Annotated in this window: 16 protein-coding genes; 4 read left to right on the top strand and 12 right to left on the bottom strand. The window is 72.1% G+C overall.

Annotated features, from left to right (window positions below):
- Positions 1–2 precede the first annotated feature (2 nt).
- Positions 3–3,335: an SAV_2336 N-terminal domain-related protein gene (locus tag OG780_RS16875; protein WP_328449069.1), complete on the top strand. Its 3,333-nt coding sequence runs from the start codon at positions 3–5 to the stop codon at positions 3,333–3,335.
- 85 nt (positions 3,336–3,420) lie between these two features.
- On the opposite strand, the gene OG780_RS16880 is transcribed toward OG780_RS16875, so the two are convergent.
- From OG780_RS16880 to OG780_RS16895, 4 genes are all read right to left on the bottom strand, one after another.
- Positions 3,421–4,410, bottom strand: coding sequence for a malate dehydrogenase (locus OG780_RS16880; RefSeq protein WP_326785946.1), 990 nt, complete (start codon positions 4,408–4,410; stop codon positions 3,421–3,423).
- Between the two features lie 664 nt (positions 4,411–5,074).
- A complete protein-coding gene (locus tag OG780_RS16885; RefSeq protein WP_328449072.1) occupies positions 5,075–5,992 on the bottom strand; it encodes a helix-turn-helix domain-containing protein in 918 nt (305 codons plus the stop codon).
- A gap of 371 nt (positions 5,993–6,363) precedes the next feature.
- Positions 6,364–6,942, bottom strand: a complete 579-nt coding sequence (locus OG780_RS16890; RefSeq protein ID WP_328449074.1) for a DUF3017 domain-containing protein — start codon at positions 6,940–6,942, stop codon at positions 6,364–6,366.
- Between the two features lie 382 nt (positions 6,943–7,324).
- Positions 7,325–8,179, bottom strand: a complete 855-nt coding sequence (locus OG780_RS16895) for a bifunctional methylenetetrahydrofolate dehydrogenase/methenyltetrahydrofolate cyclohydrolase (RefSeq protein ID WP_081218974.1) — start codon at positions 8,177–8,179, stop codon at positions 7,325–7,327.
- A 334-nt stretch (positions 8,180–8,513) separates the two neighbouring features.
- Here OG780_RS16895 and OG780_RS16900 point away from each other — a divergent pair, with 334 nt between their 5' ends.
- On the top strand, positions 8,514–9,149 hold the full coding sequence (locus tag OG780_RS16900) for a hypothetical protein (RefSeq protein ID WP_328449077.1): 636 nt from the start codon (positions 8,514–8,516) through the stop codon (positions 9,147–9,149).
- Positions 9,150–9,237: 88 nt separating this feature from the next.
- On the opposite strand, the gene purH is transcribed toward OG780_RS16900, so the two are convergent.
- Both purH and purN read right to left on the bottom strand, forming a co-directional pair.
- A complete protein-coding gene (purH, locus tag OG780_RS16905; RefSeq protein ID WP_328449079.1) occupies positions 9,238–10,827 on the bottom strand; it encodes a bifunctional phosphoribosylaminoimidazolecarboxamide formyltransferase/IMP cyclohydrolase in 1,590 nt (529 codons plus the stop codon).
- Positions 10,824–11,444, bottom strand: a complete 621-nt coding sequence (purN, locus tag OG780_RS16910; protein ID WP_328449080.1) for a phosphoribosylglycinamide formyltransferase — start codon at positions 11,442–11,444, stop codon at positions 10,824–10,826. The genes purH and purN overlap by 4 nt, the downstream gene beginning before the upstream one ends.
- A 471-nt stretch (positions 11,445–11,915) precedes the next feature.
- Between purN and OG780_RS16915 the strand changes: the two genes are divergently transcribed.
- Positions 11,916–12,794: a hypothetical protein gene (locus OG780_RS16915; protein ID WP_328449081.1), complete on the top strand. Its 879-nt coding sequence runs from the start codon at positions 11,916–11,918 to the stop codon at positions 12,792–12,794.
- Between the two features lie 82 nt (positions 12,795–12,876).
- Here the strand turns inward: OG780_RS16915 and OG780_RS16920 are convergent, their stop codons facing one another.
- The gene (locus OG780_RS16920) at positions 12,877–14,817 is read right to left on the bottom strand and encodes a cell division protein PerM (protein WP_328449082.1); all 1,941 of its coding nucleotides are present in this window, start codon (positions 14,815–14,817) and stop codon (positions 12,877–12,879) included.
- Between the two features lie 108 nt (positions 14,818–14,925).
- On the opposite strand from OG780_RS16920, the gene OG780_RS16925 reads away from it, so the two are divergent.
- Complete coding sequence (locus OG780_RS16925) at positions 14,926–16,122, top strand: helix-turn-helix domain-containing protein (protein WP_328449084.1); 1,197 nt, start codon at positions 14,926–14,928, stop codon at positions 16,120–16,122.
- 134 nt (positions 16,123–16,256) lie between these two features.
- Here OG780_RS16925 and sucD read toward each other — a convergent pair whose 3' ends face one another.
- The 5 genes from sucD to OG780_RS16950 all read right to left on the bottom strand — a co-directional run bounded on the left by sucD (position 16,257) and on the right by OG780_RS16950 (position 23,787).
- Complete coding sequence (gene sucD / locus OG780_RS16930) at positions 16,257–17,141, bottom strand: succinate--CoA ligase subunit alpha (RefSeq protein WP_261705930.1); 885 nt, start codon at positions 17,139–17,141, stop codon at positions 16,257–16,259.
- Positions 17,142–17,162: 21 nt separating this feature from the next.
- Positions 17,163–18,341 carry an ADP-forming succinate--CoA ligase subunit beta gene (sucC, locus tag OG780_RS16935; protein ID WP_328449091.1) on the bottom strand — a complete coding sequence of 393 codons (1,179 nt, stop codon included), beginning with the start codon at positions 18,339–18,341 and terminating at the stop codon, positions 17,163–17,165.
- A gap of 426 nt (positions 18,342–18,767) precedes the next feature.
- Positions 18,768–19,931, bottom strand: coding sequence for a VWA domain-containing protein (locus OG780_RS16940; RefSeq protein ID WP_328449093.1), 1,164 nt, complete (start codon positions 19,929–19,931; stop codon positions 18,768–18,770).
- Complete coding sequence (locus OG780_RS16945) at positions 19,928–22,645, bottom strand: DUF5682 family protein (protein WP_443062167.1); 2,718 nt, start codon at positions 22,643–22,645, stop codon at positions 19,928–19,930. The genes OG780_RS16940 and OG780_RS16945 overlap by 4 nt, the downstream gene beginning before the upstream one ends.
- Positions 22,642–23,787 carry an ATP-binding protein gene (locus OG780_RS16950; RefSeq protein WP_328449095.1) on the bottom strand — a complete coding sequence of 382 codons (1,146 nt, stop codon included), beginning with the start codon at positions 23,785–23,787 and terminating at the stop codon, positions 22,642–22,644. The genes OG780_RS16945 and OG780_RS16950 overlap by 4 nt, the downstream gene beginning before the upstream one ends.
- Positions 23,788–23,865: the final 78 nt, after the last annotated feature.

A 23,865-nucleotide genomic window follows, 5' to 3' on the forward strand; every position in this document is an offset into this window, starting at 1 on the left:
CCATGGCGGGCGAGGGCGAGCGACTCGGCGAGGCCCTCAGGGTCCTCGCCGCCGGCGGCCAGGAGCTGGACGCGGACCTGGTCCTCGACGTGCTCTGGCTCGCCCGCCGCCTGCCTGCCACCGATGCGGCTCCCCTGAGCCGGGGCCTTCGCCCATCCCCACAGCCCGCGCCACGGGCCGACACCCCCGAGCCCGCGGAACAGCCCCTGTCACGGCCGGGACCCGAGTCCGACACCCCGGACCTGCCTGATCTGACCGAGCCGTCCTTGTACGCGGCGGCACGCCAGAATCCTGTCCCCGAGATCCGGCTGCGTCGGCCCGAACGGGAAGCGCGCAGAGCACTGCCCATACGGGTTCCCGAGGGCAAGGTCCTCGACGACGAACTCGAACTCGGACGCGCGTTACGACCGTTGCGTCGCCGACTGGCCAGCCGGCACCGACTGGAGATCGACGAGGAGCGCACTGCCACCGAACTTGCCGAGACGCGGCTCCCCGACGTGGTGCAGCGGCCTGTACAGGAACGCTGGCTGAATCTGGTGCTGCTCGTGGACGACGGCCTGTCGATGCTGCTGTGGAACCGGCTCGGCACCGAACTGCGCACCCTGCTCGAACGACTGGGCGCCTTCGCGACGACGCGCGTCCTCGGTCTGGACACCCGCGACGCCCGCGAGCCGCGACTCCGCGCCCGGCCCTTCCAGCACGACAGCGCGCAGATGCCGCTGAGTACCGTACGGGATCCCTCGGGCCGCACCCTGATTCTGGTCGTCAGCGACGGGATGGGCGCCGGCTGGCGCAACGGGACCATGCACGACCTTCTGGCGGTGTGGGCCGCACGCGGTCCAGTCGCTCTGTTGCACACCCTGCCACCCGAGCTGTGGGAGGCATCCGGCATCCACGCCGAACGCTGGCAGGCGACCACCCGGCGGGTCGGTGGCGCCAACACCTCCTGGGAGATCACCGACCGGGTCCTGCCGCCCGACCTCGCCGAGTTCACCGGCGTACGCGTCCCGGTCCTGGAACCGACGGCCGCCGCACTGCGGGACTGGGCGCATCTGCTCGCCTCGCCGGGGGCCACCGTGGAGCTCCCCCTGCTTGCTCGCCCCAGCCGATACACGGTGGTCGCCGCCTCCCGCGACCTGAACAACACCCAGCAGTTCCGCGACGCCGCGACTCCCGAGGCGTATCGCCTCGCCGCCCATCTGGCGGCCGTCTCACCGCTGTCGGTACCGGTGATGCGGCTGGTGCAGACGGCCGTCCCGTGGCCCGCTCGCACAGCGCACCTGGCCGAAGTGTTCCTGGGGGGCCTCATCCGGCCGCATCCGGCGCCCGTACCCGGCCCGCTGCCTGCCAAGCACCTCGTCTTCGACTTCTCCGACGAGTCGAAATCCGTACTCCTCGACGCGGTCCCGCAGGCCGAACTCCTGAAGACGAGCCGCAGCATCGGCCTCCGCCTGGAGCAACTCGCCGGCAATTCACCCGACTTTCCCGCCTGGCTGGCCCACCCGGACGGCAACGCACAACTGCCCGTTTCCCAAAGTCCGTTCACCAGTGTCGAGCGGCGACTGCTGACCCGCTTCGGCGTGTCGGTCGACGGCCCACCCGCCACTCTCGAACCCACCGAGCAGGGGGCGCCCGCGGCCGGGCCGGACGACTGGAAGCCGCTGACGGACGAGGACCCACGCGAGTTGGGGCCGTACACGCTTCGAGGACGGCGGCGGGGCCGTCGGACGGTTGTGTACCAGGGTACGACCGCGCAGAACGAGATGGCCGTGCTCCGTGTCCCCCGCCCCGATCTCCCCGCGGCGAACGCACGGTTGATCGAGGTGGAGGCCGAGGTTCTCACCCGGCTCAGCGGACAGTACGCGCCCGCGCTGTACGGCACCGCGCTCGACGCGGCCCCGCCCTGGCTGGCGATGGCACCCATCGCCGATGCCGACGCACCCGACGCGCAGCCGCCCCGTCTGTCGGAGATCTTCAGCCGGGCCTCGCTCGACAACAGGGCCCCGTTCGACAAGATCGCCGGCCTCGTCGTCGCCTGGCATCTGGCGAGCGCCCTCGCCGTCTGTCACGTCAACGGCCTGGTCCTCGCGGACTTCAGTCCCGACAGTGTGTTCGTCCTACGGCGCTCCGTGATCCTTGGCAACCTGTCCGACTGCGTCGTCGACGGACGCTACCTCGGAGCGGGCCCCGTGCCGACCTCCGCGGACAACGTCCGGTCCCTCGGCGAGATGCTCCAGCTCGTCAGCAGTAAGGCGGGCTGGGACATGCCGGGTCTACCCGAGGGCATGCACATGTGGCAGGGCGACACATGGGAGCAGCTCAGGCTGCTCGTGCTCCGCTGTCTGGACCCCGATCCGGCGCAGCGCCCCATCGCCGGCGAGGTCGCGGACATCATGGCCCGGTACATCGCCATGGCCCGGGCGACGCGGGACAGCGTGGAAGCGCCTGTCGCGACGTCGGCCCACGCCCTGACGGACATACCGCTCGCTCTGCCGCCCGTCGATAACCGGCCGAAGCGGCGTACCCCCTCGCTCCGCCTGCCCCGGTTCGGCGGCACCGGCCGCGACGCTCGTCTGCAGCGGCTGCGCAAGCCGCTGCTCCGGAGCAGGCGCATCACTCTCGTGGGCGCCTACCACTACAGCGGCCGGGCCACCACGACCATGGTCCTCGGCTCGCTGCTCGCCGCCGTTCGTGACGAACCTGTCCTGGCCCTTGACGGAGCGCCGTCGGAAGGAGCGCTCGACTCCTTCCTGACCGCTCGCAACCGAGCCACTCTGCGCGACCTCGCCGCCTTGGCGCCGGATGTCACGTACGACGAAATCAAGGCCCTCACCAGCCATTTCGCATCGGGCCTGGAAGTGATCGCGCACCGTTCGGGCCACTTCAATTCCAACCCGGTACACGCTCAGGAGTACGCGCGCGTGCTGGCCCAGACGGCGCCCTACTACTCCTTCGTCCTGACCGACTGGTCACCCACACGGCTCGACCGGTCCGCCGAGGTCGCCCTGACCCTCACGGACCAGCTGATCCTCTGCTGCGGCACCACCGAGTGGTTCCTCGACTCCTCCGCTTCCCTGCTCGACGGGCTGCGCAACTCGGGACGCCGCACGCTTGCGGACCAGGCGATCGTGGTGGCTTCGGAGATCGAGGGCGCGGGTCAACGGGTGCGCCCAGGCGACCTGGCACTGCGCCTCGGCACCCCCATCGCGCAGATCGTCGTCGTCCCGTTCGACATGTCGCTGCGGTCTCCAGGATTCCGGGAGTTGGGCCGCCTGCGCACGGGAACGACGGAGGCTTTTCTGGATCTCGCGGAGCTGGTGGTCGGAAGCGGGTGACCCACCGGACCTGGAACACACCGATGCCCGGGTGGTCATCACCACCCGGGCATCGCACGTTCAGATCAGTTCTGGTCCGATCGGATCAGATCAGGCCGAGGCTGCGGACCGCCTCGCGCTCCTCCTCGAGCTCCTTGACGGAGGCGTCGATGCGGGTGCGGGAGAACTCGTTGATGTCCAGGCCCTGGACGATCTCGTACCGGCCGTCCTTCGTGGTGACGGGGAAGGAGGAGATGAGACCCTCCGGCACACCGTACGAACCGTCCGACGGGATGCCCATGGAGGTCCAGTCGCCCTCGGCCGTGCCGTTGACCCACGTGTAGACGTGGTCGATGGCGGCGTTGGCGGCCGAGGCGGCCGAGGACGCGCCACGGGCCTCGATGATCGCCGCGCCGCGCTTGGCGACGGTCGGGATGAACTCCTCGGCGAGCCACTTCTCGTCGTTGACGACCTCGGCGGCGTTCTTGCCGTCGACCGAGGCGTGGAAGATGTCGGGGTACTGGGTGGCGGAGTGGTTGCCCCAGATGGTCAGACGCTTGATGTCGGCGACCGTGGTGCCCGTCTTCTTCGCGAGCTGGGTCAGCGCGCGGTTGTGGTCCAGACGGGTCATGGCGGTGAAGCGCTCGGCGGGTACGTCCGGCGCGGCGGCCTGGGCGATCAGCGCGTTGGTGTTCGCCGGGTTGCCGACGACCAGGATCTTGACGTCGTCCGCGGCGTTGTCGTTGATGGCCTTGCCCTGCGGCTTGAAGATGCCACCGTTGGCCGAGAGCAGGTCACCGCGCTCCATGCCCTTGGTACGGGGGCGGGCGCCGACGAGGAGACCGACGTTGGTGCCGTCGAAGGCGACGTTCGGGTCGTCCGTGATGTCGATGCCCTGAAGCAGCGGGAAGGCGCAGTCGTCGAGCTCCATCGCGGTGCCCTCGGCGGCCTTCAGCGCGGGCGTGATCTCCAGCAGGCGCAGCTTGACCGGCACGTCCGCGCCGAGCAACTGGCCGGAGGCGATGCGGAAGAGCAGGGCGTAACCGATCTGGCCGGCCGCGCCGGTGACGGTGACGTTCACGGGAGTGCGAGTCATGGCGTTCTCCGTATGACAGCTGGCGGTGGGGCGTCCCTGCCCCGGGTGCAGGATCGTCCCCTGCAACCACCGCAATGATCGATCAAAGGTCCCGATGATCGATCTCTCGGCGTCAAGAGAGATCCGCCGCCAGGCTATCGCGCATCCGGGACGCCGGACGTCAGGGTCCGTGTGGCCCACCCCACAGATGGCCCGCGGATCCCCCGGGCAGGCGGTCGCCGGGCTCGGGAGAGGGTGAACTCGGCGACCGCCAAAGGGGTTACCGGACACTCCGGGAAGGGATCTCCCCCCTTCCCGACAGCACCGGATCCCGTGGGGGTACGGTCCGCCTGCCCCCGCAGAACCAACTCAATCCCCCAAACCCGAAGTTTCTTCCGCCCCGGCCCACAGGCGTTCTTTCGCCCCCTCCGCCCCTACCCGACCCACCCTGGGGCTCCGCCCCGGACCCCGCTCCTCGAACGCCGGAGGGGCTGAAACTCACGCCCGCACGCACCCAAGCGGGCGCGTACCCACAGCCGGGATCCGGCGGAAGGGGCCGTGCCGGTACATCGATGCCCGTCGCCACCGACGGCCACGCCTCACCCAACGGCGACGGGCTGATGCACCGGCACGGCCCCGACCCACCCACCGGACCGACACCGCAAACGCCAGCGCAAGCGAACCGCTACGCGGTACACCCCGCCCGCCCCGACCCCAGCGTCACGCAAGCCTTCGCGTCAGCGGCGCCCTTGACCACGACCATCGGCGTGTACGTGTCCACGTCCGTGCCCACCACAGCCGTCCGCTTCGCCCCGGCCCCCGCCGACACCTCGACCCGGTCCCCCGCCGCCGCCCGCGCGACACGGGCCCAAGCCGCTCCGCACGTCTTGCTGTACCGCACCTCCACCAGCGTGGTCCCCACCGTCACGCTGGTCGCCGTCGTGGCCAGCCGGCCGCCGCAGCCCATCTTCTCGGGGTCCTTCCCCGCGCAGGAGACCCCACTGCACTTCACCCCGGGCGGCAGAACGGGCCGCGGACTCACGGAGGCCGTCGGCGTCTTCGGCGCGGCGCCCGGGTCTTTCCTCCCGGCACCGTGGGTGAGCCAGACAGTGGCCGCGACGACGGCCAGGGTCCCCACGACAGCGGCGACGAACACCGTCAACCGCCGCTTCCGCCGCGCGGAGCCCTCACCCCGTCCGGCCCCGACGGGCCGCGCGTCCTGCGGTTCCGGCGCCCCGGCCGCGGGAGCGGACGCCACCGGACCGAACTCCCCCGGCACAGCCCGCGCCCGGGAGATCCGTATCGCCTCCATCGTCGTGTCGTGGCGCGTCTCCGAACGGCTCCACGCACGCTCGGCCAGCTCCCACATGGTCGCCAGATGCACGGGGTTGGCCCCGGTCACCTCGGCCAGCGCGACGACCGCCCCCTTGGGAGCGAGCAACCCGGCGTTCAGGTAGCGCTCCCAGGATGTCCTGCTGTAGCCCGTACGGTCGGCCACGGCCGCGACACCCAACCCGCTCCGGTCGACGAGCAGTCGAAGTTGCTCGACCAACTCCGTTACCCGCGGGTCGAGTTCGCCCGGCAAGGCCTTCCAACGAGGCATCGATTCCCCCACTCCCCCAGTACACGCCAGTGTTCCACCAGTACAGACCACAGGGCAGAGGACCGGGCGGCGAGGGCGGCAACGACAGCTGCGCGAGCCGCAGTTGTACGGCTCCCGTCATACGGCGCGCACACCGTGCCGGAATGGTCACTTCCGTGCCACAGCGGACGGCAAGCTGTTGAACAGCCCGTTCTCGTGCACAAGGGTTGACCCCGGGCGGAACACTCGCCCGATCGCGGCCCGTCCTTGACTCGGGGGAGGGGACGGGCCGCCGTCATTCCCGAGAACGACGAGGCCCGCCCTCTCGAAGGAGAGGACGGGCCACCGGCACGCACAGCCGGGCCGGCACGCACGCGCATGCCGTCCGCGGTTCAGCGGACCGTGAAGTGCAGGGTGTCGTCGAGGAACGGGATCTCCAGCCACGGGTGGGGCTGGGCCATCAGCGCGAGCACCACGATGGCGATGCCCAGGACGCTGTAGGTGAGCATGTCCGTGAAGCGGGAGCGGACCGCGAGCATGCCGACGCTGGGCAGCATCCATCGCATCACGGCACCCGCGAGCAGCGCGGCGCCGATCAGGATCGTGCCGACGCGGAACACGTCGAGCGCGGTGAGCAGCAGGCCGAGCGCGACGGCGGACAGCACGGTGAGGATGGGCCACTGACGCGCGGGCGCCGGGGCGTCCCCGGACGCGGCCCGGCCGCCGCCCTCGGGCCGTGCCGTGTCCCGGGTGAACAGCGGGAAGCGCCGTGTGGTGCGCCGCGGCTCGCCCTGGGCATCGGGCGCGCTGATCGCGTCCCGGACGGTCATCCCGTCCGACTCGTCACCCTCAGCCTCAGCCGCGCCCCCACCGGCAACGTCAGCCTCGGACTCGGACTCGGCGTCAGCCCCGGACTCGGACTCGGCTCCGGCCTCGGCTCCAGACCCGGCGTCAGCCTCAGCCGCAGACACAGCCCCGGCCCCCGCCTCAACCGCAGCCTCGGCATGAACCTCGGTCTCCGCCCCTACCCCGGTCTTCGACTCGGTCTCGATCTCGCTCTCCTTCTCGGACGCGGACCGCACACCGGCCCCGGCCCCCCGACCGTCAGAACCCCCGGCCACGGAACCGACCATCGCACCCGCACCCGCACCCGCGGAAGCAGAACCCCCGCCAGACCCAGAAGCGGAAGCCGCCACGGAAGCGGAGACCCCGCCAGGATCGGAAGCCCCCGCGGAAGCGGAACCCGGGTCACGCCCCCCGGTGACAGCGGCGCGCAGCGCGCTCTCCGCCTCCCGTACGGCCGACTCGGTGCCGCCGCGCGCCGCGCCGGCCCCGGACTCGTGGGTGTTGCCGTCAGCCGACACTGCGCTCCGCCGCTTCCACCACGTTGACGAGCAGCTGGGCCCGGGTCATCGGGCCGACACCGCCCGGGTTCGGGGAGATCCAGGCGGCGACCTCGGCGACGTCGGGGTGGACGTCTCCGACGATCTTGCCCTCGGCGCTGCGCGAGACACCGACGTCGAGGACGGCGGCGCCCGGCTTCACGTCCTCGGCCCGGATGAGGTGCGCGGAGCCCGCGGCGGCGACGATGATGTCGGCGCGCTTGAGGTGCGCGGAGAGGTCACGGGTACCGGTGTGGCACTGGGTGACCGTGGCGTTCTCGCTGCGCCGCGTCAGCAGCAGCGGCATCGGACGCCCGATGGTCACACCGCGGCCGACGACCACGACCTCGGCGCCCTTGATCTCCACGCCGTAGCGGCGCAGGAGCGTGAGGACGCCGTTGGGGGTGCAGGGCAGCGGGGCGGGCTCGTTGAGGACGAGACGCCCGAGGTTCATCGGGTGCAGGCCGTCCGCGTCCTTGTCCGGGTCCATCAGTTCCAGGATGCGGTTCTCGTCGATGCCCTTGGGGAGTGGCAGCTGGACGATGTAGCCGGTGCAGGCGGGGTCCTCGTTCAGCTCGCGGACCACCGCCTCGATCTCTTCCTGCGTCGCGGTCGCGGGCAGTTCGCGCTGGATGGAGGCGATGCCGACCTGGGCGCAGTCGCGGTGCTTGCCGGCGACGTACTTCTGGCTTCCGGGGTCGTCCCCGACCAGGACCGTCCCGAGGCCGGGCGTGACGCCCTTCTCCTTCAGGGCCGCCACGCGGACGGTCAGGTCGGACTTGATCGCGGCTGCGGTGGCCTTGCCATCGAGAATCTGGGCGGTCATGCCCCCCATCCTCCCGGATGACGCGGTCCAGGTTCCAATCCGGGGCCGCGGGGACCCCGCTACAGCCGTTCAGCGGCCGTTCTGTGGCTTTTCCGTTGCCTTTCGGCCGCCTCCCGGAAGTCGCCGCGTGCCCGATTCACCCGTATCCGGCCATGATCACTCATGTTGCACTTGGACAACACATACGGAATGGCGCTGGACAAGTAAGAGAGTGCTAAAGAACGATGAGAACCACAGTGTCGCGGGCAGTACCGGGGGGACGGACCGCTCTGTAGAAATTCCTCCGAACCGTGCCGCGCGTAGTCCCCGCATCAGGCAACGGAGGAAACCCGCCATGAGTTTCGGCGACCCGAACAACCCTTACGGCCCGCCGCCGCAGCAGCCTCCCGCCGCACCGCCGGGCGCTCCCGGTTACGGGTACCCGCAGGCCCCGCCGACCGTGCCCCCGCAGGGCTACGGCTACCCGCAGCAGCCCGGATACCCCGGCTACCCGGCGGGCAACATGATGCCGCAGACCATGCCGGGCCTGATGATGACCGCCCGCGTGCTGCTCTTCATCGTGGCGGGCGTGCAGGTCCTGATGGGCATCGGCTTCATCTTCGGCGCCGCGACCATCAACGACGTCTCCAACTCGGGCGAGGACACCTTCGGCAACAACGGCCTGTCGGACATCGGCCACGCCTCCGCGGGCATCTTCTTCGTGATCGCCCTGATCGTGCTCGGCCTCGCGGGTCTGTCGATCACTCTGGGGGTCAAGTTCACCAGAGGCGGCCAGGGCATCCGGATCACCACCATGGTCTACGGCATCCTGGGCGCCCTGCTCGGCTTCCTCGCCCTGATCAACGCGGCGGACATCGGCTCCTCCGCGTCGCTGGTGTTCGCGCTGCTGTGGGTCGGCTTCGGCGGTGTGATGGCGGCGGCGATGATCGCGCCGTCCGGCGCCGCGTGGTTCAACCGTCCCCGCTACTGAACCGAACGTTCCGGTACGCACCGGTACGCGCCGAGGGCCGTGTCCCACCCTGTGAAGGGGGACACGGCCCTCGCGTATCGGCGCCGGATCAGTGGAAGAAGTGCCGCGTACCGGTGAAGTACATGGTGATGCCGGCCTTCTTCGCGGCCTCCACGACCAGCTCGTCGCGGACCGAGCCGCCGGGCTGGACCACGGCCTTGACGCCCGCGTCGGCGAGGATCTCCAGGCCGTCGGGGAACGGGAAGAACGCGTCCGAGGCGGCGTAGGAGCCGCGGGCGCGCTCGGCGCCGGCCCGCTCGACCGCGAGCTTCGCGGAGTCGACGCGGTTGACCTGGCCCATGCCGACGCCGACCGAGGCGCCGTCCTTGGCGAGCAGGATCGCGTTGGACTTCACCGCGCGGCAGGCGCGCCAGGCGAAGGCCAGCTCGTCGAGCTCGCCCTCGCTCAGGGCGTCACCGGTGGCCAGGGTCCAGCTCGCCGGGTTGTCGCCGTCGGCCTGGAGCCGGTCGGTGACCTGGAGCAGCGCGCCGCCGTCGACGGGCTTGATCTCGACCGGGGCGGCCGGGGCCTGGTGGGCCCGCAGCACGCGGATGTTCTTCTTCTTGGTGAGGGCTTCGAGGGCGCCGTCCTCGTACTCGGGCGCGACGATGACCTCGGTGAAGATCTCCGCGACCTGCTCGGCCATCTCCTTGGTGACCGGGCGGTTGACCGCGATCACACCGCCGAACGCGGACAGCGGGTCGCAGGCGTGCGCCTTGCGGTGCGCCTCGGCGACGTTCGACGCGACCGCGATCCCGCAGGGGTTGGCGTGCTTGATGATCGCGACGCAGGGGTCCTCGTGGTCGTACGCGGCACGGCGGGCGGCGTCCGTGTCCGTGTAGTTGTTGTACGACATCTCCTTGCCGTGCAGCTGCTCCGCCTCGGCCAGACCGCCGGTGCCGGAGGTGTAGAGCGCGGCCGGCTGGTGCGGGTTCTCGCCGTAGCGCAGCGTGTGCGCGCGCTCCCAGGTGGCACCGAGGAAGTCGGGGAACTGCGAGTCGTCGACCGGCGCGTAGGCGGAGGCGAACCAGGAGGCGACGGCGACGTCGTACGCGGCCGTGTGCTGGAAGGCCTCACCGGCGAGCCGCTTGCGGGTGTGCAGGTCGAAGCCGCCGCTCCGGACCGCGGTGAGGACGTCGCCGTAGCGGGCGGGGCTGGTGACGACGGCGACGGAGGGGTGGTTCTTGGCCGCGGCGCGGACCATCGAGGGGCCGCCGATGTCGATCTGCTCGACGCACTCGTCGGGGGTCGCCCCGGACGCCACCGTCTCCTTGAACGGGTAGAGGTTGACGACGACGAGGTCGAAGGGCTCGACACCGAGCTCGGCGAGCTGCTGCCGGTGGCTCTCCAGGCGCAGGTCGGCGAGGATCCCGGCGTGGACCTTGGGGTGCAGGGTCTTGACCCGGCCGTCCAGGCACTCGGGGAAGCCGGTCAGCTCCTCCACCTTGGTGACGGGCACTCCGGCCGCGGCGATCTTCGCGGCGGTGGACCCGGTGGAGACGAGCTCGACGCCGGCCGCGTGCAGCCCGCGGGCCAGCTCCTCGAGACCGGTCTTGTCGTACACGCTGACGAGCGCGCGCCGGATGACCCGCTTGGTGCCCTCGGTGCTCTCGGCCGTGACTGTGCTGTCGGCGGTCACTGGATAACTACCTTTCGTCCCTCAATGCGATAGCCGTTGCGGGCGAGCCGCCCCACGACATCGACGAGCAGCCTTCGCTCGACTTCCTTGATGCGCTCGTGCAGAGCGCTCTCGTCGTCCTCGTTGCGGACCTCGACCACGCCCTGGGCGATGATCGGTCCGGTGTCGACGCCGTCGTCGACGAAGTGGACGGTGCAGCCGGTGACCCGGGCTCCGTACGCGAGCGCGTCACGGACGCCGTGGGCGCCGGGAAAACTGGGGAGCAGCGCGGGATGGGTGTTGACGAACCGTCCGCCGAACCGGGCGAGGAATTCCTTCCCCACGATCTTCATGAACCCGGCGGACACGACGAGATCGGGCTCGTACGCGGCGGTCGCCTCGGCGAGCGCGAGATCCCACTCGTCCCGGCTGCCGTGGTCCTTGACCTTGCACACGAAGGTCGGGAGCCCGGCACGCTCGGCCCGCGCGAGCCCCTCGATGCCGTCCCGGTCGGCTCCGACGGCCACGATCTCAGCACCGTAGGCCGCTGAGCCGGCCTCCGCGACGGCGTCGAGCAGTGCCTGCAGATTCGTACCTGATCCGGAGACCAGCACGACGAGGCGCTTGGTCTTGGCCACGAGAGGGCCCTTTCTCGGGGGAGCGTTTGTACGGTCGTACGAATGCTTCACGCCCCGGGATACGGGGAAGTCTACGAAGCGGCCGACCGTCAGCAACGATACCGGCACACCGGGCGGCCCCCACGGGACGGGGGCGAGGCCGGAAGGTAGCGTCTGGGGAGGATCCACCCGGGAACGCCTCCGGCACGGGGAACGCCCTGTGCGCGCGAGACGTTGATCTGGGACCAGGACGAACGTCCGGGGCATGGCCCCGGCACCACCCGCGGCTCGGGTTCCGGAGACCTCCGGAGCACGCGTCCGGGGGTACGAAACTCGGGGCGCGAGTCCGGAGTGCGAAGCTCGGGGCGTCAGTCCGGGGCGGACCGGCCCGAGGCGTCAGCCCGGGAGGACCGGCTCGGGGCGCGCGTCGCGAGCGCGAAACTGTGTGAACACGCCACCTGCCAGAACCACCAAGGGGAAGACGCTCACCTGATGCCGGACCGCAGTCTCCGACTCCCTCCGCTCCTGCTGCGCGAGCGGCGCTCTTCGTCCACCCCGCCGAGGCCGGGCGAGGACGGCTCCACAGGCGGGCCCGGCTCCGCGGACGGGAACGGCGGCGGCTCGGCGGGCGGCAGCGGCGGCCCCTCTGACGAGCGCGGACCCGACATGCCCGACGCGCCCGACACTCCCCCGTCCGGCCCGGCCTCCTCCGGCCAGGAGGACAATCCGTTCGCGCCGCCGCCGGAGGGGACACCCGACCGGCCCTGGCAGCCGCGCCGGCACGGACAGCGCTCCGGTGAGAACGACGGGGACGGACAGCAGGGCTCCGGGCACTCGCCCTGGGGCAGCCAGTGGAGCGACCGGCAGCCCGGTCCCTCCAACGGCGGCGGTTTCGGCGACCGGCCGGGCGCACCGCAGGGGCAGCAGGGCGGCCCCGAAGGCCCTGGCGGCACGCCGGGCGGAGGAATGCGCTGGGATCCCACGGACCCGGCCCAGCGCCGCGCCCGTTACGCGCTGCTCTCCGGCATGTGGGCGTTCTTCTTCGTCCTCTTCGGCTGGCCGTACGTGGCCCTGCTGCTCGGGGCGCTCGCCCTGTACTGGGGCAGCAGCGCGCTGCGTTCCAAGGCGCGTACACCGGACCCCGACACCCCGGCTCCCGATCCGAACACCCGCCCGCAGACGACCGCCGCGGTGAGCGGCATCGTCACCGCGTCGCTGGCCATCGTGCTGGTCGCCGGGGTCTTCACCGCCCACCTCGTCTACAGCGACTACTACTCCTGCACGAACGACGCCCTGACGACCGCCGCGAAGCAGTCCTGCAACGACCTTCTCCCGAAGGACCTGCGCGGGCTGCTGGGCACCCACAACTGACGACCGGCCTCCCGCCCGGGCCTTCCCCGGGCCGGAGGCCGGTCCGCCGCCGGAACCCGCGAGGGCGAGGGCCGGTCCCGGGTCAGCGGGGCGAACCGCTGCCCAGGCCGTCCGGGCAGGGATTCTCCGGCCCGCCCTCGCTTCGAGGCCCCCGCCCCTCCGGACTCCCGGACGACTCCAGGTACTCAAGCCCGTTCCTGCGTGCGGGGCCCTCGGGGTGCTCCAGGCCGTTCCGGTGGGCCGGGCGGCCTTCGGGATTCCCCTCGTCCGCCGGGTCCCCCCGGCCCTCGGGGCCCTCCCCGTCCCCGGGGTCCCCCGAGTCCTGCGACTCCGGCTCAGGAGGGCCGCCCGCCTTTCGCAGGGCCTCCCAGCGGGTCTCCCTCGACGCTTCCCCGTGCCGGGCGCCCGCCGTGGGTTCCCCCGGCAGAGCGTCGTACGGCTCGAAGGGGTCGTAGCTGTCGTACGGGTCGTAGGGGTCGTAGGGGTCGAAGCTCTCGATGACGGACGCCAGTACCGCGGGGTCGACCCGGCCGGGGGTGGACGGCGCCCCCTGGAGCGGAACCGGCGTCGGCAGCGGCATCGCGGAACTGCCCCTCCACCCCGGCAGCCAGGCGCGCATCCGTGGGCGCGGAGTCCACCCGATCCCTCGCGGGCCCCGGCGGGCACCCGCGCCCCCGGCGGCCTCGTGCGCCCGGTCCCGCCGCACGGCCGCGCCCGCCGCGACGGGGATCCCGACGGCCGCCGTCCACACCGCCGTCGCGGGCCCCACCTGCCACCACAGCGGCCCGAAATGGGTCAGTGCACGGACCCCCAGCGGCCCCCCGGCCAGCCCGGCGAGCACACCGAGCGCGACGCCGCACCATCCGGCGGCGATCGAGACGGCGGCCACCGTCCGCCCGAGCGGCCAGGCCTCCTCCCGGCCCGGGGTTCCTCGCGCGGCCCCCGCCCGCACCGCGAACCACGCCACCGTCACCCCGGCGGCCAGCGGCACCAGCGCGCTCAGCCAGGGCGACGGCGCCGCGGATCCCGTCTGCGGCAAGGCCGCGAGCAGGGGAAACGCGGGGAGCGGATCGGCCGGCGTGTGCGTCCCCGAGACGCCCGCGGTCAGCGGACCGGCGACATGACCCGCACTCAGGACGACACCGGGCCCGAGCCCGTAGGCCGCCCCCCACACGGCCGCGTTGGGCACCAGGACCAGACACAACAGCAGCACGGCGAACCGGCCCGACCACCCACCGGTGACCTGCACGAACGAGGCGCGGGCCGTGTCCCCGTGCCACACGAGCGACGCCGCCACGAGCAGGGCCCCGCCCCCGACGAGGACCGCGACCCCGGCCAGGGCGGCCCGCGCCGCACCGCCGAGCACCCGGTCGTCGGCGTCGGCCGGACGGCGCACGACCGAGACCGGGCGCCCTCCGGTTCGCGGAAGCATCCTCTCGGCCCGCCTCCCCCGGAACGGGCTCGGCCCCCACGGCCTCCCGTACGCCGTCCAGACCCCGGCTCCCGCGGCGATCACCGCCAGAAGGGGCAGGCAGATCACCGCCCAGGTCCAGGAGGGGCGCAGCGTGCCGCCGGAGGCGTACAGCACGGCGGCCCAGCCGACGGACAGATAGCCGGCGACGACGCCGGCCCACGCCGTGCGCGGCGACGACTCCGACGAGACGTCGGCCGCCTCCCGTGCGGCCCGGTGCAGCAGCCACACGGGGAGAGCGAGCAGGAGAAGCGGCGTCACCCCCACCGGCATCGGCAGGCCGGACAGGGTGTCGGTGCGGATCAGCTCCACGCCGTGGGCGAGCAGCCAGAGGGCGGCGGCGACGTGCAGCGCTCCGCCCGGCCCGCTGTCCGGGTACGGCGAGCTGATCCACAGCACCATGACGAGGATGGCGAACGAGGCGAGCCCGAGCCCCGCGGCGACGGCGCCGCCCAGGAGGCTCGCGGCCAGTCCGGGTGATCGGTCGCGCATCCGGGTGAGCAGGAGCGACAACGAGAGCCTGCGGTCGGTGATTTGAGTCACGGCTCTCATGCTCCCAACGACACGCGCTTTCTCGTCGTAACAGGCGAACCCCGGATGTGTCGCTCAATATGCAGTTATGTACTTTTTCGTACGAAGGGGCAATCTGTGGAACCCGACATGACACAGAGCCCCGCCACCCCGCTGCCGGCGCCCAAGGAGCGCCGCCGTCTGCGCGAGAGCCGGTCGCTGACCCAGGCGGACATGGCCACCCGGCTCGGCGTCAGCCGGGCGACGGTGCGCTCCTGGGAGGCCGGCCGTTCGGCCCCGCGCGGCCGCATGCGGGAGGCGTACACGAGGCTGCTCACGGCCGATCCGGCCGACGCCCGGCCGGAGATGAGCACCCCTCAGGAGGACGTCACCCCTGAGCTGGTGGGGGCGGGGAGGGCAGCGGGAAAGAGACGTTCCGCCCGGGTCGGGGAGCGGCCTCGGCGGAACCGGGCCGAGGAGCGTCTCACCGAGGAGCGGCTCGCCGAGGGGTGGCTCACCGAGGACGGACACTCCGGACTCCCGGAGCCGTCGCTGACGCCCGCTCAAGCCTTCGACGCCCTCTACGCGTTCTGCGCCCCCGCCCTCGTACGACAGGCCTATCTGCTGACCGGGCGGCGCGAACTGGCCCGCGAGTCCGTGGAACGGGCGTTCCAGGAGGCCTGGTACCGCTGGCCCGAGGTGGCCGTGGACCCGGATCCCGCCGGATGGGTGCGCGCGACGGCCTACGAGTACGCGCTCTCCCCCTGGCACCGGCTGCGCCCCCGCTACCGTCACCCGGAAGCACCACCCTCCGGCGCCGCCGACCGCGCCCTGCTCGACGTACTCCTCGAACTGCCGCCCGTGTACCGGCGCACCCTGGTGCTGTACGACGGCGTGGGGCTCGGGCTGCCGGAGACCGCGGCCGAGACGGAGGCGAGCACGCCCGCGGCGGCCAACCGGGTGCTGCACGCGCGCGAGGCCGTCGCCGCACGGCTGCCGGAGCTGTCGTCGCCGGAGGACCTGCACCGGCGGCTCACCGAACTCGCGAGCGCGGAGCGGCTGCGCGCGGCGAAGCCCCGCACGGTCCGCTGGTACGGGGAGCGCCGGGCCCAGCAGTGGACCCGGGCGGCCATCGCCTTCACGGTCCTGCTGATCGGGGTGACCGCCCTGACGCTGGGCACTGCCCCGGACCACTACGAGGAACCCCTCGCGCCGCCGGAGACCATTCACGGCCTGCCGCCCAAGGCCGCCCCCGGGCCTCTGTCCGCGGCGGAGCTGAAGCTGCGCGCCAGGCTGAGGTCCCAGGAGATGAACGGCCCGGAACGGCTGATCCCGGAGAACCGCTGACGCCGTGACACCCGCGAGGCCAGCGAGGCCAGCGAGGCGGAACACCCGTGACGGTGACGCCGGTGACGCGGAACGCCGGTGGGCCCGCATCCTCGAAAGGGTGCGGGCCCACCGGCGTTCGGTCGAGCGACAGCTCAGCCCGCGAGGATCTCGCGCGCGAGCTTGGCCGTCTCGGTCGGCGTCTTGCCGACCTTGACGCCCGCGGCCTCGAGGGCCTCCTTCTTCGCGGCGGCCGTGCCGGAGGAGCCGGAGACGATGGCGCCGGCGTGGCCCATGGTCTTGCCCTCGGGCGCGGTGAAGCCGGCGACGTAGCCGACGACCGGCTTCGTCACGTTCTTCGCGATGAAGTCCGCCGCACGCTCCTCGGCGTCGCCGCCGATCTCGCCGATCATGACGATCAGGTCGGTGTCGGGGTCGGCCTCGAACGCGGCGAGCGCGTCGATGTGCGTCGTACCGATGACCGGGTCGCCACCGATGCCGACGGCGGACGAGAAGCCGATGTCACGGAGCTCGTACATCATCTGGTACGTCAGCGTGCCGGACTTCGAGACCAGGCCGATGCGGCCCGGCTTCGTGATGTCGCCCGGGATGATGCCGGCGTTGGACTGACCCGGGGTGATGAGACCGGGGCAGTTCGGGCCGATGATGCGGGTCTTGTTGCCCTTCGACTTCGCGTACGCCCAGAAGGCGGCGGAGTCGTGGACGGCGATGCCCTCGGTGATGACGACCGCGAGGGGGATCTCCGCGTCGATCGCCTCGACCACGGCGGCCTTGGCGAAGGCCGGCGGCACGAAGAGGACGGACACGTTGGCGCCGGTCTTCTCCATGGCCTCGGCGACCGTGCCGAAGACGGGGATCTCATTGCCGTCGATGTCGACGGACGTGCCCGCCTTGCGCGGGTTCACGCCACCGACGATGTTCGTCCCGTCCGCGAGCATGAGCTTGGTGTGCTTCATACCCGTGGCACCGGTCATGCCCTGGACGATGACCTTGCTGTCCTTGTTGAGGAAGATAGCCATGGCTGTTTAGTCCCTCGTCCCTTACTTCGCAGCCGCGAGCTCGGCGGCCTTGTCGGCCGCGCCGTCCATGGTGTCCACGCGCTGGACCAGCGGGTGGTTGGCGTCCGACAGGATCTGACGACCCAGCTCGGCGTTGTTGCCGTCGAGACGCACGACCAGCGGCTTGGTGACTTCCTCGCCCTTGTCGGCGAGCAGCTGGAGCGCCTGGACGATGCCGTTGGCGACCTCGTCACAGGCGGTGATGCCACCGAAGACGTTGACGAAGACGGACTTGACGTCCGGGTCGCCGAGGATGATCTCCAGGCCGTTCGCCATGACGGCGGCGGAGGCGCCACCGCCGATGTCGAGGAAGTTGGCGGGCTTGACGCCACCGTGGTTCTCACCGGCGTACGCGACGACGTCGAGGGTGCTCATGACGAGACCCGCGCCGTTGCCGATGATGCCGACCTCACCGTCGAGCTTGACGTAGTTGAGGTTCTTGGCCTTGGCGGCGGCCTCGAGCGGGTTGGCCGACTCCTTGTCCTCGAGCGCGGCGTGGTCGGGCTGGCGGAACTCGGCGTTCTCGTCCAGCGACACCTTGCCGTCGAGGGCGATGACCTTGCCGGAGGCGACCTTGGCGAGCGGGTTCACCTCGACGAGGAGGGCGTCCTCCTTGATGAAGGTGTCCCACAGCGTCACCAGGATCTCGGCGACCTGCTCGGCCACCTCGGCCGGGAACTTCGCCTGGGCGACGATCTCGCGGGCCTTCTCGATCGACACGCCTTCGTTGGCGTCGACGGGCACCTTCGCGAGGGCGTCGGGGTTCTCCTCCGCGACGACCTCGATCTCCACGCCGCCCTGGACGGACGCCATGGCGAGGAAGGTGCGGTTGGTGCGGTCGAGGAGGTACGAGACGTAGTACTCCTCGACGATCTCGGGCGCGGTCTCGGCGATCATCACCTTGTGGACCGTGTGGCCCTTGATGTCCATGCCGAGGATGTCCGTCGCGCGGGCGACGGCCTCGTCCGGGGTGGCGGCGAGCTTGACGCCGCCGGCCTTTCCACGGCCACCGACCTTCACCTGGGCCTTGACGACGGACTTGCCGCCAAGACGCTCGGTCGCCTCGCGGGCTGCCTCAGGCGTGTCAATGACTTCACCGGCCAGCACCGGTACACCGTGCTTGGCGAAGAGGTCCCTCGCCTGGTACTCGAACAGGTCCACGCGCGTCCGTCCCTATCAGTGATCTCGCGGTTCGTTGGATGCGTGGGCGTGCCGCGAAGGGCAACGTGACGTCCGCTGTCACAAGGGTGGCGCACACGATGTCCGAGCGCGCGGCATGTCCGTCTCGCAGGTTATCGCCGTGGGGCACGGGTCCCTAAATCGCAGCTCACACGACGGCGGTGATACCTGTCACAGATCCGGCCCGGAGGGGCCCTCACCTGGCCGGGGATCACCCGGTGAGGCCCCTGTGAGCAGCCACTGAGCGCCCCGCGCGGCCGACCGGACCCCTGCGCGGAGCCTGTCGGGTGGGCGCGCAGGGGTCCGGTCGGGTGGATCCGCCGGCTTTCGGCCGTCCGGGTTCCCGAACCAGCCCGAACCGGTCGTTCGCGCTCAGGACGGGAACGCTCACGCTCAGGGCAGGAACGCTCACCTCGTGTCCGGAATCGGAATCGGCCGCTTCTCGATCGCCGCCGCCATGACGTCGGGGAAGAGATCAGGTGTGCAGGCGAACGCCGGGGCGTCGAGTGCGGCGAGCGCCGCCGCGTGCTCACGGTCGTACGCGGGCGCCCCCTCGTCGGACAGCGCGAGCAGCGTCACGAACTGGACCCCCGACGACTTCATCGCCGCGACCCGCTTCAGCATCTCGTTGCGGATCCCGCCTTCGTAGAGGTCGCTGATGAGGACGACGACCGTGTCGGCCGGTCTGGTGATCTGCGACTGGCAGTAGGCGAGCGCCCGGTTGATGTCCGTACCGCCGCCGAGCTGGGTGCCGAAGAGGACGTCGACCGGGTCGTCGAGCTGGTCGGTGAGGTCGACGACGGCCGTGTCGAAGACGACGAGCCGGGTGGCGATGGACCGCATCGACGCCAGCACGGCACCGAACACGGAGGCGTAGACGACCGACGCCGCCATCGACCCCGACTGGTCGATGCAGAGGATGACCTCCTTCTTCACGGACTGCGAGGCACGCCCGTAGCCGATCAGCCGCTCGGGCACGACCGTGCGGTACTCGGGCAGGTAGTGCTTCAGGTTGGCCGCGATCGTGCGGTTCCAGTCGATGTCGTGGTGGCGGGGTCTGTTGATCCGGGCGCTGCGGTCGAGGGCGCCGGTGAGCGTGGCCCGGGTGCGGGTGGCGAGCCGCTTCTCCAGGTCCTCCACGACCTTGCGCACCACGGCCCGCGCGGTCTCCTTCGTCGTCTCCGGCATGGCCTTGTTGAGAGAGAGAAGGGTGCCCACTAGATGCACGTCGGCCTCCACCGCCTCCAGCATCTCGGGCTCCAGGAGCAGGGCGGAGAGCCCGAGCCGGTCGATGGCGTCCCGTTGCATCACCTGGACGACGGAGGAGGGGAAGTAGGTCCGGATGTCGCCGAGCCAGCGCGCGACCGACGGCGCCGACGCCCCGAGCCCCGCCGAGCGGTCCCGCCCCGGCCGCCCCCCGCTCCCCTTCCCGTAGAGCGCGCTCAGCGCCCCGTCCATGGCGGCGTCCCGGCCGGAGAGCACGCGTCCGGTGCCGTCCGCCTCGTCGCCGCCGAGCACCAGCCGCCATCGCCGCAGCCGCTCGTCTCCGGCACCCGCCGCCATCTCGGTCATGGAGCCACCCTCACAAGATCGTTGTCGATGTCGGTGCCGGTGCTGATTCCGGTATCGGTGTCGGTGTCGGTTCCGGCGCCTGTTCCGGTACCGGTGTCCGCGCCGGTTCCGGTGTCGCTGCCGGTGTCCGCGCCGGGATCGGCCAGCCCCAGCAGCAGGCTCAGCATCGGCAGGACGGCGTCGGCGCGCCCGGTGTCGAGGTCGGGGGCGAACCCGGGTATGCCGGAGCCCGAGTCGGCGGCCTCGGCGTTCGCCCGCGGCGCCGGGCCGCGCCGGACGAGTTCACCCAGAGTCCTGCGCACTCCCGTCTCGTAGGCCGAGAACGTCCGGCGCAGCAGCGGCAGCACATCGGTGAACGCGTCCGCCGGAACCCCGGTCAGCCACGTGTCCACCAGCGCGAGCAGCCGCTCGTCGTGCACGAGCAGCATGCCGCCGGAGCCGCCCCCGACGAATCCGTCGATCCACGCGGCTCCGTCCGCGGGTTCCGTGCCCGGCGACAGCACGAGGCCCATGAGCCGGGCGGCCTCCTCCTGCGCCAGTTCCCCCTCGTCCAGGAGCAGGCGGACGGACCGGCCTCTGACCACGCCCGGCACGGTGTCCCGAGCCGCGAGGACCCGCAGCACCGCGTACCAGCGCCCGCGGATCCCCCCGGACTCGGCGGCCTCCGGGGCCGCCTCCCCCAGCAGTCCCACGGCCCCGTGCACGGCGTCGAGGTGGCGGCGCATCTCCTCGGCGGCGTCGCCGTCGAGGGAGGCGCAGGCCGGGGGGAGGCCGACGAAGACGCGTTCGGCGAGGCCGGCCGCGACATCGGCGAGGGCACGGGTGTCCGTGCCGCGTACGTCGCCGTAGCGGAGGGAGCGGACGAGTGCGGGCAGGGCCTGCGCGAGATGGCCCACGTCCGTGTCGAGGGCGGCGCGGTCGGCGAGCACCCGCATCACCACGGGCAGCGCGTCCGGGAGCTCGGCGAGCAGGCAGCGCTCGGCGAGGGCCGTGACATCCGCGAGGGACGGCGCGCCGACGGCGTCCGCCTCGGCCTTGGCCGTCGCGGCGGACAGCACGGTCGTGCCCCACACGCCGGCCTCGGCGACCCGCACCGACAGCTCCGGCTCCCAGCGCAGCCGCCAGGTCTCGCGGAAGGTGCCCGTGCTGCCGCGGGACACCGCGGGCTCGCCCCACGCGATGCCCAGGAGCCGCAACCGGTGCAACAGGGTGCTGCGCCCCGCGTCGGTCTCCTTGCGCAGGTCGAGTTCCATCTCCCGTTCCAGCGCCTCGGGCTTGAGCCGCAGCCGCCGCTGCGCCTGCGCGAGGTCCCGCTGCAACGGCACCGCCGGAGCGGATTCCGGCACCTCTCCGAGCACCTCGCCGACCACGAGCCGGTCGCGCACCAGCTCCAGGGGAACGTCCGAGCCCTCGCACATCACGGCCCGGACGGCGTCGGTGGTCTCGGTCAGTCCCGGCAGCGGGCGACCGCGCATCGCGGCGAGTGTCCCGGCCAGTCGCACGGCCTCGATGACGTGGGCCGACGACACGCCCCGGTCCTCGTCGCGCAGCAGCCTGGCCACCTTCGTCATCCACCGCTCGACCGGGCGGTCGGGGGCGCTGAACAGATGCCCGTACCAGCCCGGCGAGTCGATGCCCGCTCCGTAGCCGCTGGCCCGGGACAGCCGGCGGTGCGTCCAGGGCACCCACGTCAGCTGGACCTTGGCCTTGGGCAACCCCTTGAGGAGTGCCCGGTCGGCGCCGACCGTGGCCTTCCGCCGCAGCGCGGGGACGTGCCAGGCCCCGCACACCACGGCCACGCCGTCCCCGAACTCCCGCTGCGCAGCCCGGATCTGGAGCCGCATGTACGCCTCGCGCACCAGGTCCCGGTCGTGTCCGCCGGCCCCGTACGCCTCGCGCAGCGATCCCATGGCCTCCTCCAGCACGGCGAACGGAGCGAACGGGTCGTCCGCCGCACCCGCCCGGTGCTCGACCACGTCCTCCCACCAGCGCTCCGGATCGTCGTAGCCGGCCGTCTCGGCGAGCACCGCGAGGGGGTCGATCCGCAGGGCGGTCCCGTCGGCGGAACGGCCGGAACCACCGGCGGCCTCCGGCTGCCCGGGATCACCCGAGGGGCCGGGACCATCCGCAGGTCCAGAATCACCCGCAGGGCCGGGACCATCCGAGAGGCTGGGAGCTTCCGCAGGGCCCGACTCGTCCGAGAGGCTGGAATCGGCTTCCGGCGCAGGCTCGCCCCCGGGGCCGGGGCCGCGGGGGCCGGGCTCTCCGGCCGGGGGCGGGGTGTCGGAGGGGGCGCTCACCGGCCCGTCCCGGTCGGGGTCCGTCCCTTCTCTCCGCCCGGCCAGGGTGTGGGCGGCCGGAAGGTCGATGAAGCGGGCCGGTACCCCGTGCTCCAGGGCCCACTGGATCGCCACCCACTCCGGCGAGAACTCGGCCAGCGGCCAGAAGGCCGAGTGGCCTGGCTCGTCCACCACGTGGGCCAGGAGCGCCACGGGCGGCCGCATGTCCTTGTCGGCGGCCAGCGGGACGAGGGCGTCCGCCTCGGGCGGCCCCTCGATGAGCACGACCCGGGGTGCCGCCGCCTCCAGCGCCGCCCGTACGGCCCGCGCCGACCCGGGCCCGTGGTGCCGCACACCGAGCAGCAACGGCCCCGGACCCCGGACGATCGCCCCGCCCCCCGACGCGGGTGGCCCGGCGTCCCGCCCGGCGCTCATACGCTCACCTCGCGGCAGGCGCGGTAGAAGTCCTTCCAGCCGTCCCGCTCGCGGACGACCGCTTCCAGGTACTCCTGCCAGATGACGCGGTCGGCGGCCGGGTCGCGCACGACAGCGCCGAGGATGCCGGCCGCGACGTCGCTCGCCCGCAGGACGCCGTCGCCGAAGTGGGCGGCCAGCGCGAGGCCATTGGTGACGACGGAGATCGCCTCGGCCGTGGACAGCGTGCCGCTCGGCGACTTCAGCTTCGTCCGGCCGTCGGCCGTGATCCCGTCGCGCAGCTCCCGGAAGACGGTGACGACACGGCGGATCTCGTCGACGCCGTCGGGCACGGCGGGCAGATCGAGGGACCGGCCGATCTGGTCGACCCGGCGCGAGACGATGTCGACCTCGGCCTCGGCGCTCTCCGGCAACGGCAGCACCACCGTGTTGAAACGGCGGCGCAGGGCGCTGGAGAGTTCATTGACCCCGCGGTCCCGGTCGTTGGCCGTGGCGATCAGGTTGAACCCGCGGACGGCCTGCACCTCCTGGCCCAACTCCGGTATCGGCAAGGTCTTTTCGGAGAGGATCGTGATCAAGCTGTCCTGCACGTCCGCGGGTACGCGCGTGAGTTCCTCGACGCGGGCCGTCATGCCCTCGGCCATGGCCCGCATGACGGGGCTCGGCACGAGCGCGTCCCGGCTGGGCCCGTGCGCGAGCAACCGCGCGTAGTTCCAGCCGTACCGGATGGCCTCCTCCGGCGTGCCGGCCGTGCCCTGCACGAGCAGGGTCGAGTCGCCGCTGACCGCGGCCGCCAGGTGCTCGGACACCCAGGTCTTCGCGGTGCCGGGCACCCCGAGCAGGAGCAGGGCCCGGTCGGTGGCGAGGGTGGTGACGGCGACCTCGACGATGCGCCGCGGCCCCACGTATTTGGGGGTGATCACGGTGCCGTCCGGCAGTGTGCCGCCCAGCAGATAGGTGGCCACGGCCCAGGGCGACAGCAGCCAGCGTTCCGGACGCGGCCGGTCGTCCTGCGCGGCGAGCGCGGCGAGTTCGGCGGCGAAGGCGTGCTCGGCGTGCGGTCGCAGCGCCTCGCTCGGCCGGCTCGGCCCCTTCTCTCCCGCGGGTGCGTCAACTGACGTCGGTTCTACGGACACGGACATGCCTCGGTCCCCCTCCAGCTCGGCCGGTTCGGATCTGGTTCCACCGTGCACCACGCCACTGACAATGCGCTCTGACCT

Origin of the sequence: Streptomyces sp. NBC_00386 (assembly GCF_036063235.1) — a bacterium.
GTDB lineage: Bacteria > Actinomycetota > Actinomycetes > Streptomycetales > Streptomycetaceae > Streptomyces.

Excerpts from the sequence above, each read along its gene's own strand:
- OG780_RS16875 (WP_328449069.1), top strand. The coding sequence starts at position 3 with ATGGCGGGCGAGGGCGAGCGACTCGGCGAGGCCCTCAGGGTCCTCGCC.
- OG780_RS16880 (WP_326785946.1), bottom strand. The coding sequence starts at position 4,410 with ATGACTCGCACTCCCGTGAACGTCACCGTCACCGGCGCGGCCGGCCAG.
- OG780_RS16885 (WP_328449072.1), bottom strand. The coding sequence starts at position 5,992 with ATGCCTCGTTGGAAGGCCTTGCCGGGCGAACTCGACCCGCGGGTAACG.
- OG780_RS16895 (WP_081218974.1), bottom strand. The coding sequence starts at position 8,179 with ATGACCGCCCAGATTCTCGATGGCAAGGCCACCGCAGCCGCGATCAAG.
- OG780_RS16900 (WP_328449077.1), top strand. The coding sequence starts at position 8,514 with ATGAGTTTCGGCGACCCGAACAACCCTTACGGCCCGCCGCCGCAGCAG.
- OG780_RS16915 (WP_328449081.1), top strand. The coding sequence starts at position 11,916 with ATGCCGGACCGCAGTCTCCGACTCCCTCCGCTCCTGCTGCGCGAGCGG.
- OG780_RS16920 (WP_328449082.1), bottom strand. The coding sequence starts at position 14,817 with ATGAGAGCCGTGACTCAAATCACCGACCGCAGGCTCTCGTTGTCGCTC.
- OG780_RS16925 (WP_328449084.1), top strand. The coding sequence starts at position 14,926 with ATGACACAGAGCCCCGCCACCCCGCTGCCGGCGCCCAAGGAGCGCCGC.
- sucD (WP_261705930.1), bottom strand. The coding sequence starts at position 17,141 with ATGGCTATCTTCCTCAACAAGGACAGCAAGGTCATCGTCCAGGGCATG.
- OG780_RS16940 (WP_328449093.1), bottom strand. The coding sequence starts at position 19,931 with ATGACCGAGATGGCGGCGGGTGCCGGAGACGAGCGGCTGCGGCGATGG.
- OG780_RS16945 (WP_443062167.1), bottom strand. The coding sequence starts at position 22,645 with ATGAGCGCCGGGCGGGACGCCGGGCCACCCGCGTCGGGGGGCGGGGCG.
- OG780_RS16950 (WP_328449095.1), bottom strand. The coding sequence starts at position 23,787 with ATGTCCGTGTCCGTAGAACCGACGTCAGTTGACGCACCCGCGGGAGAG.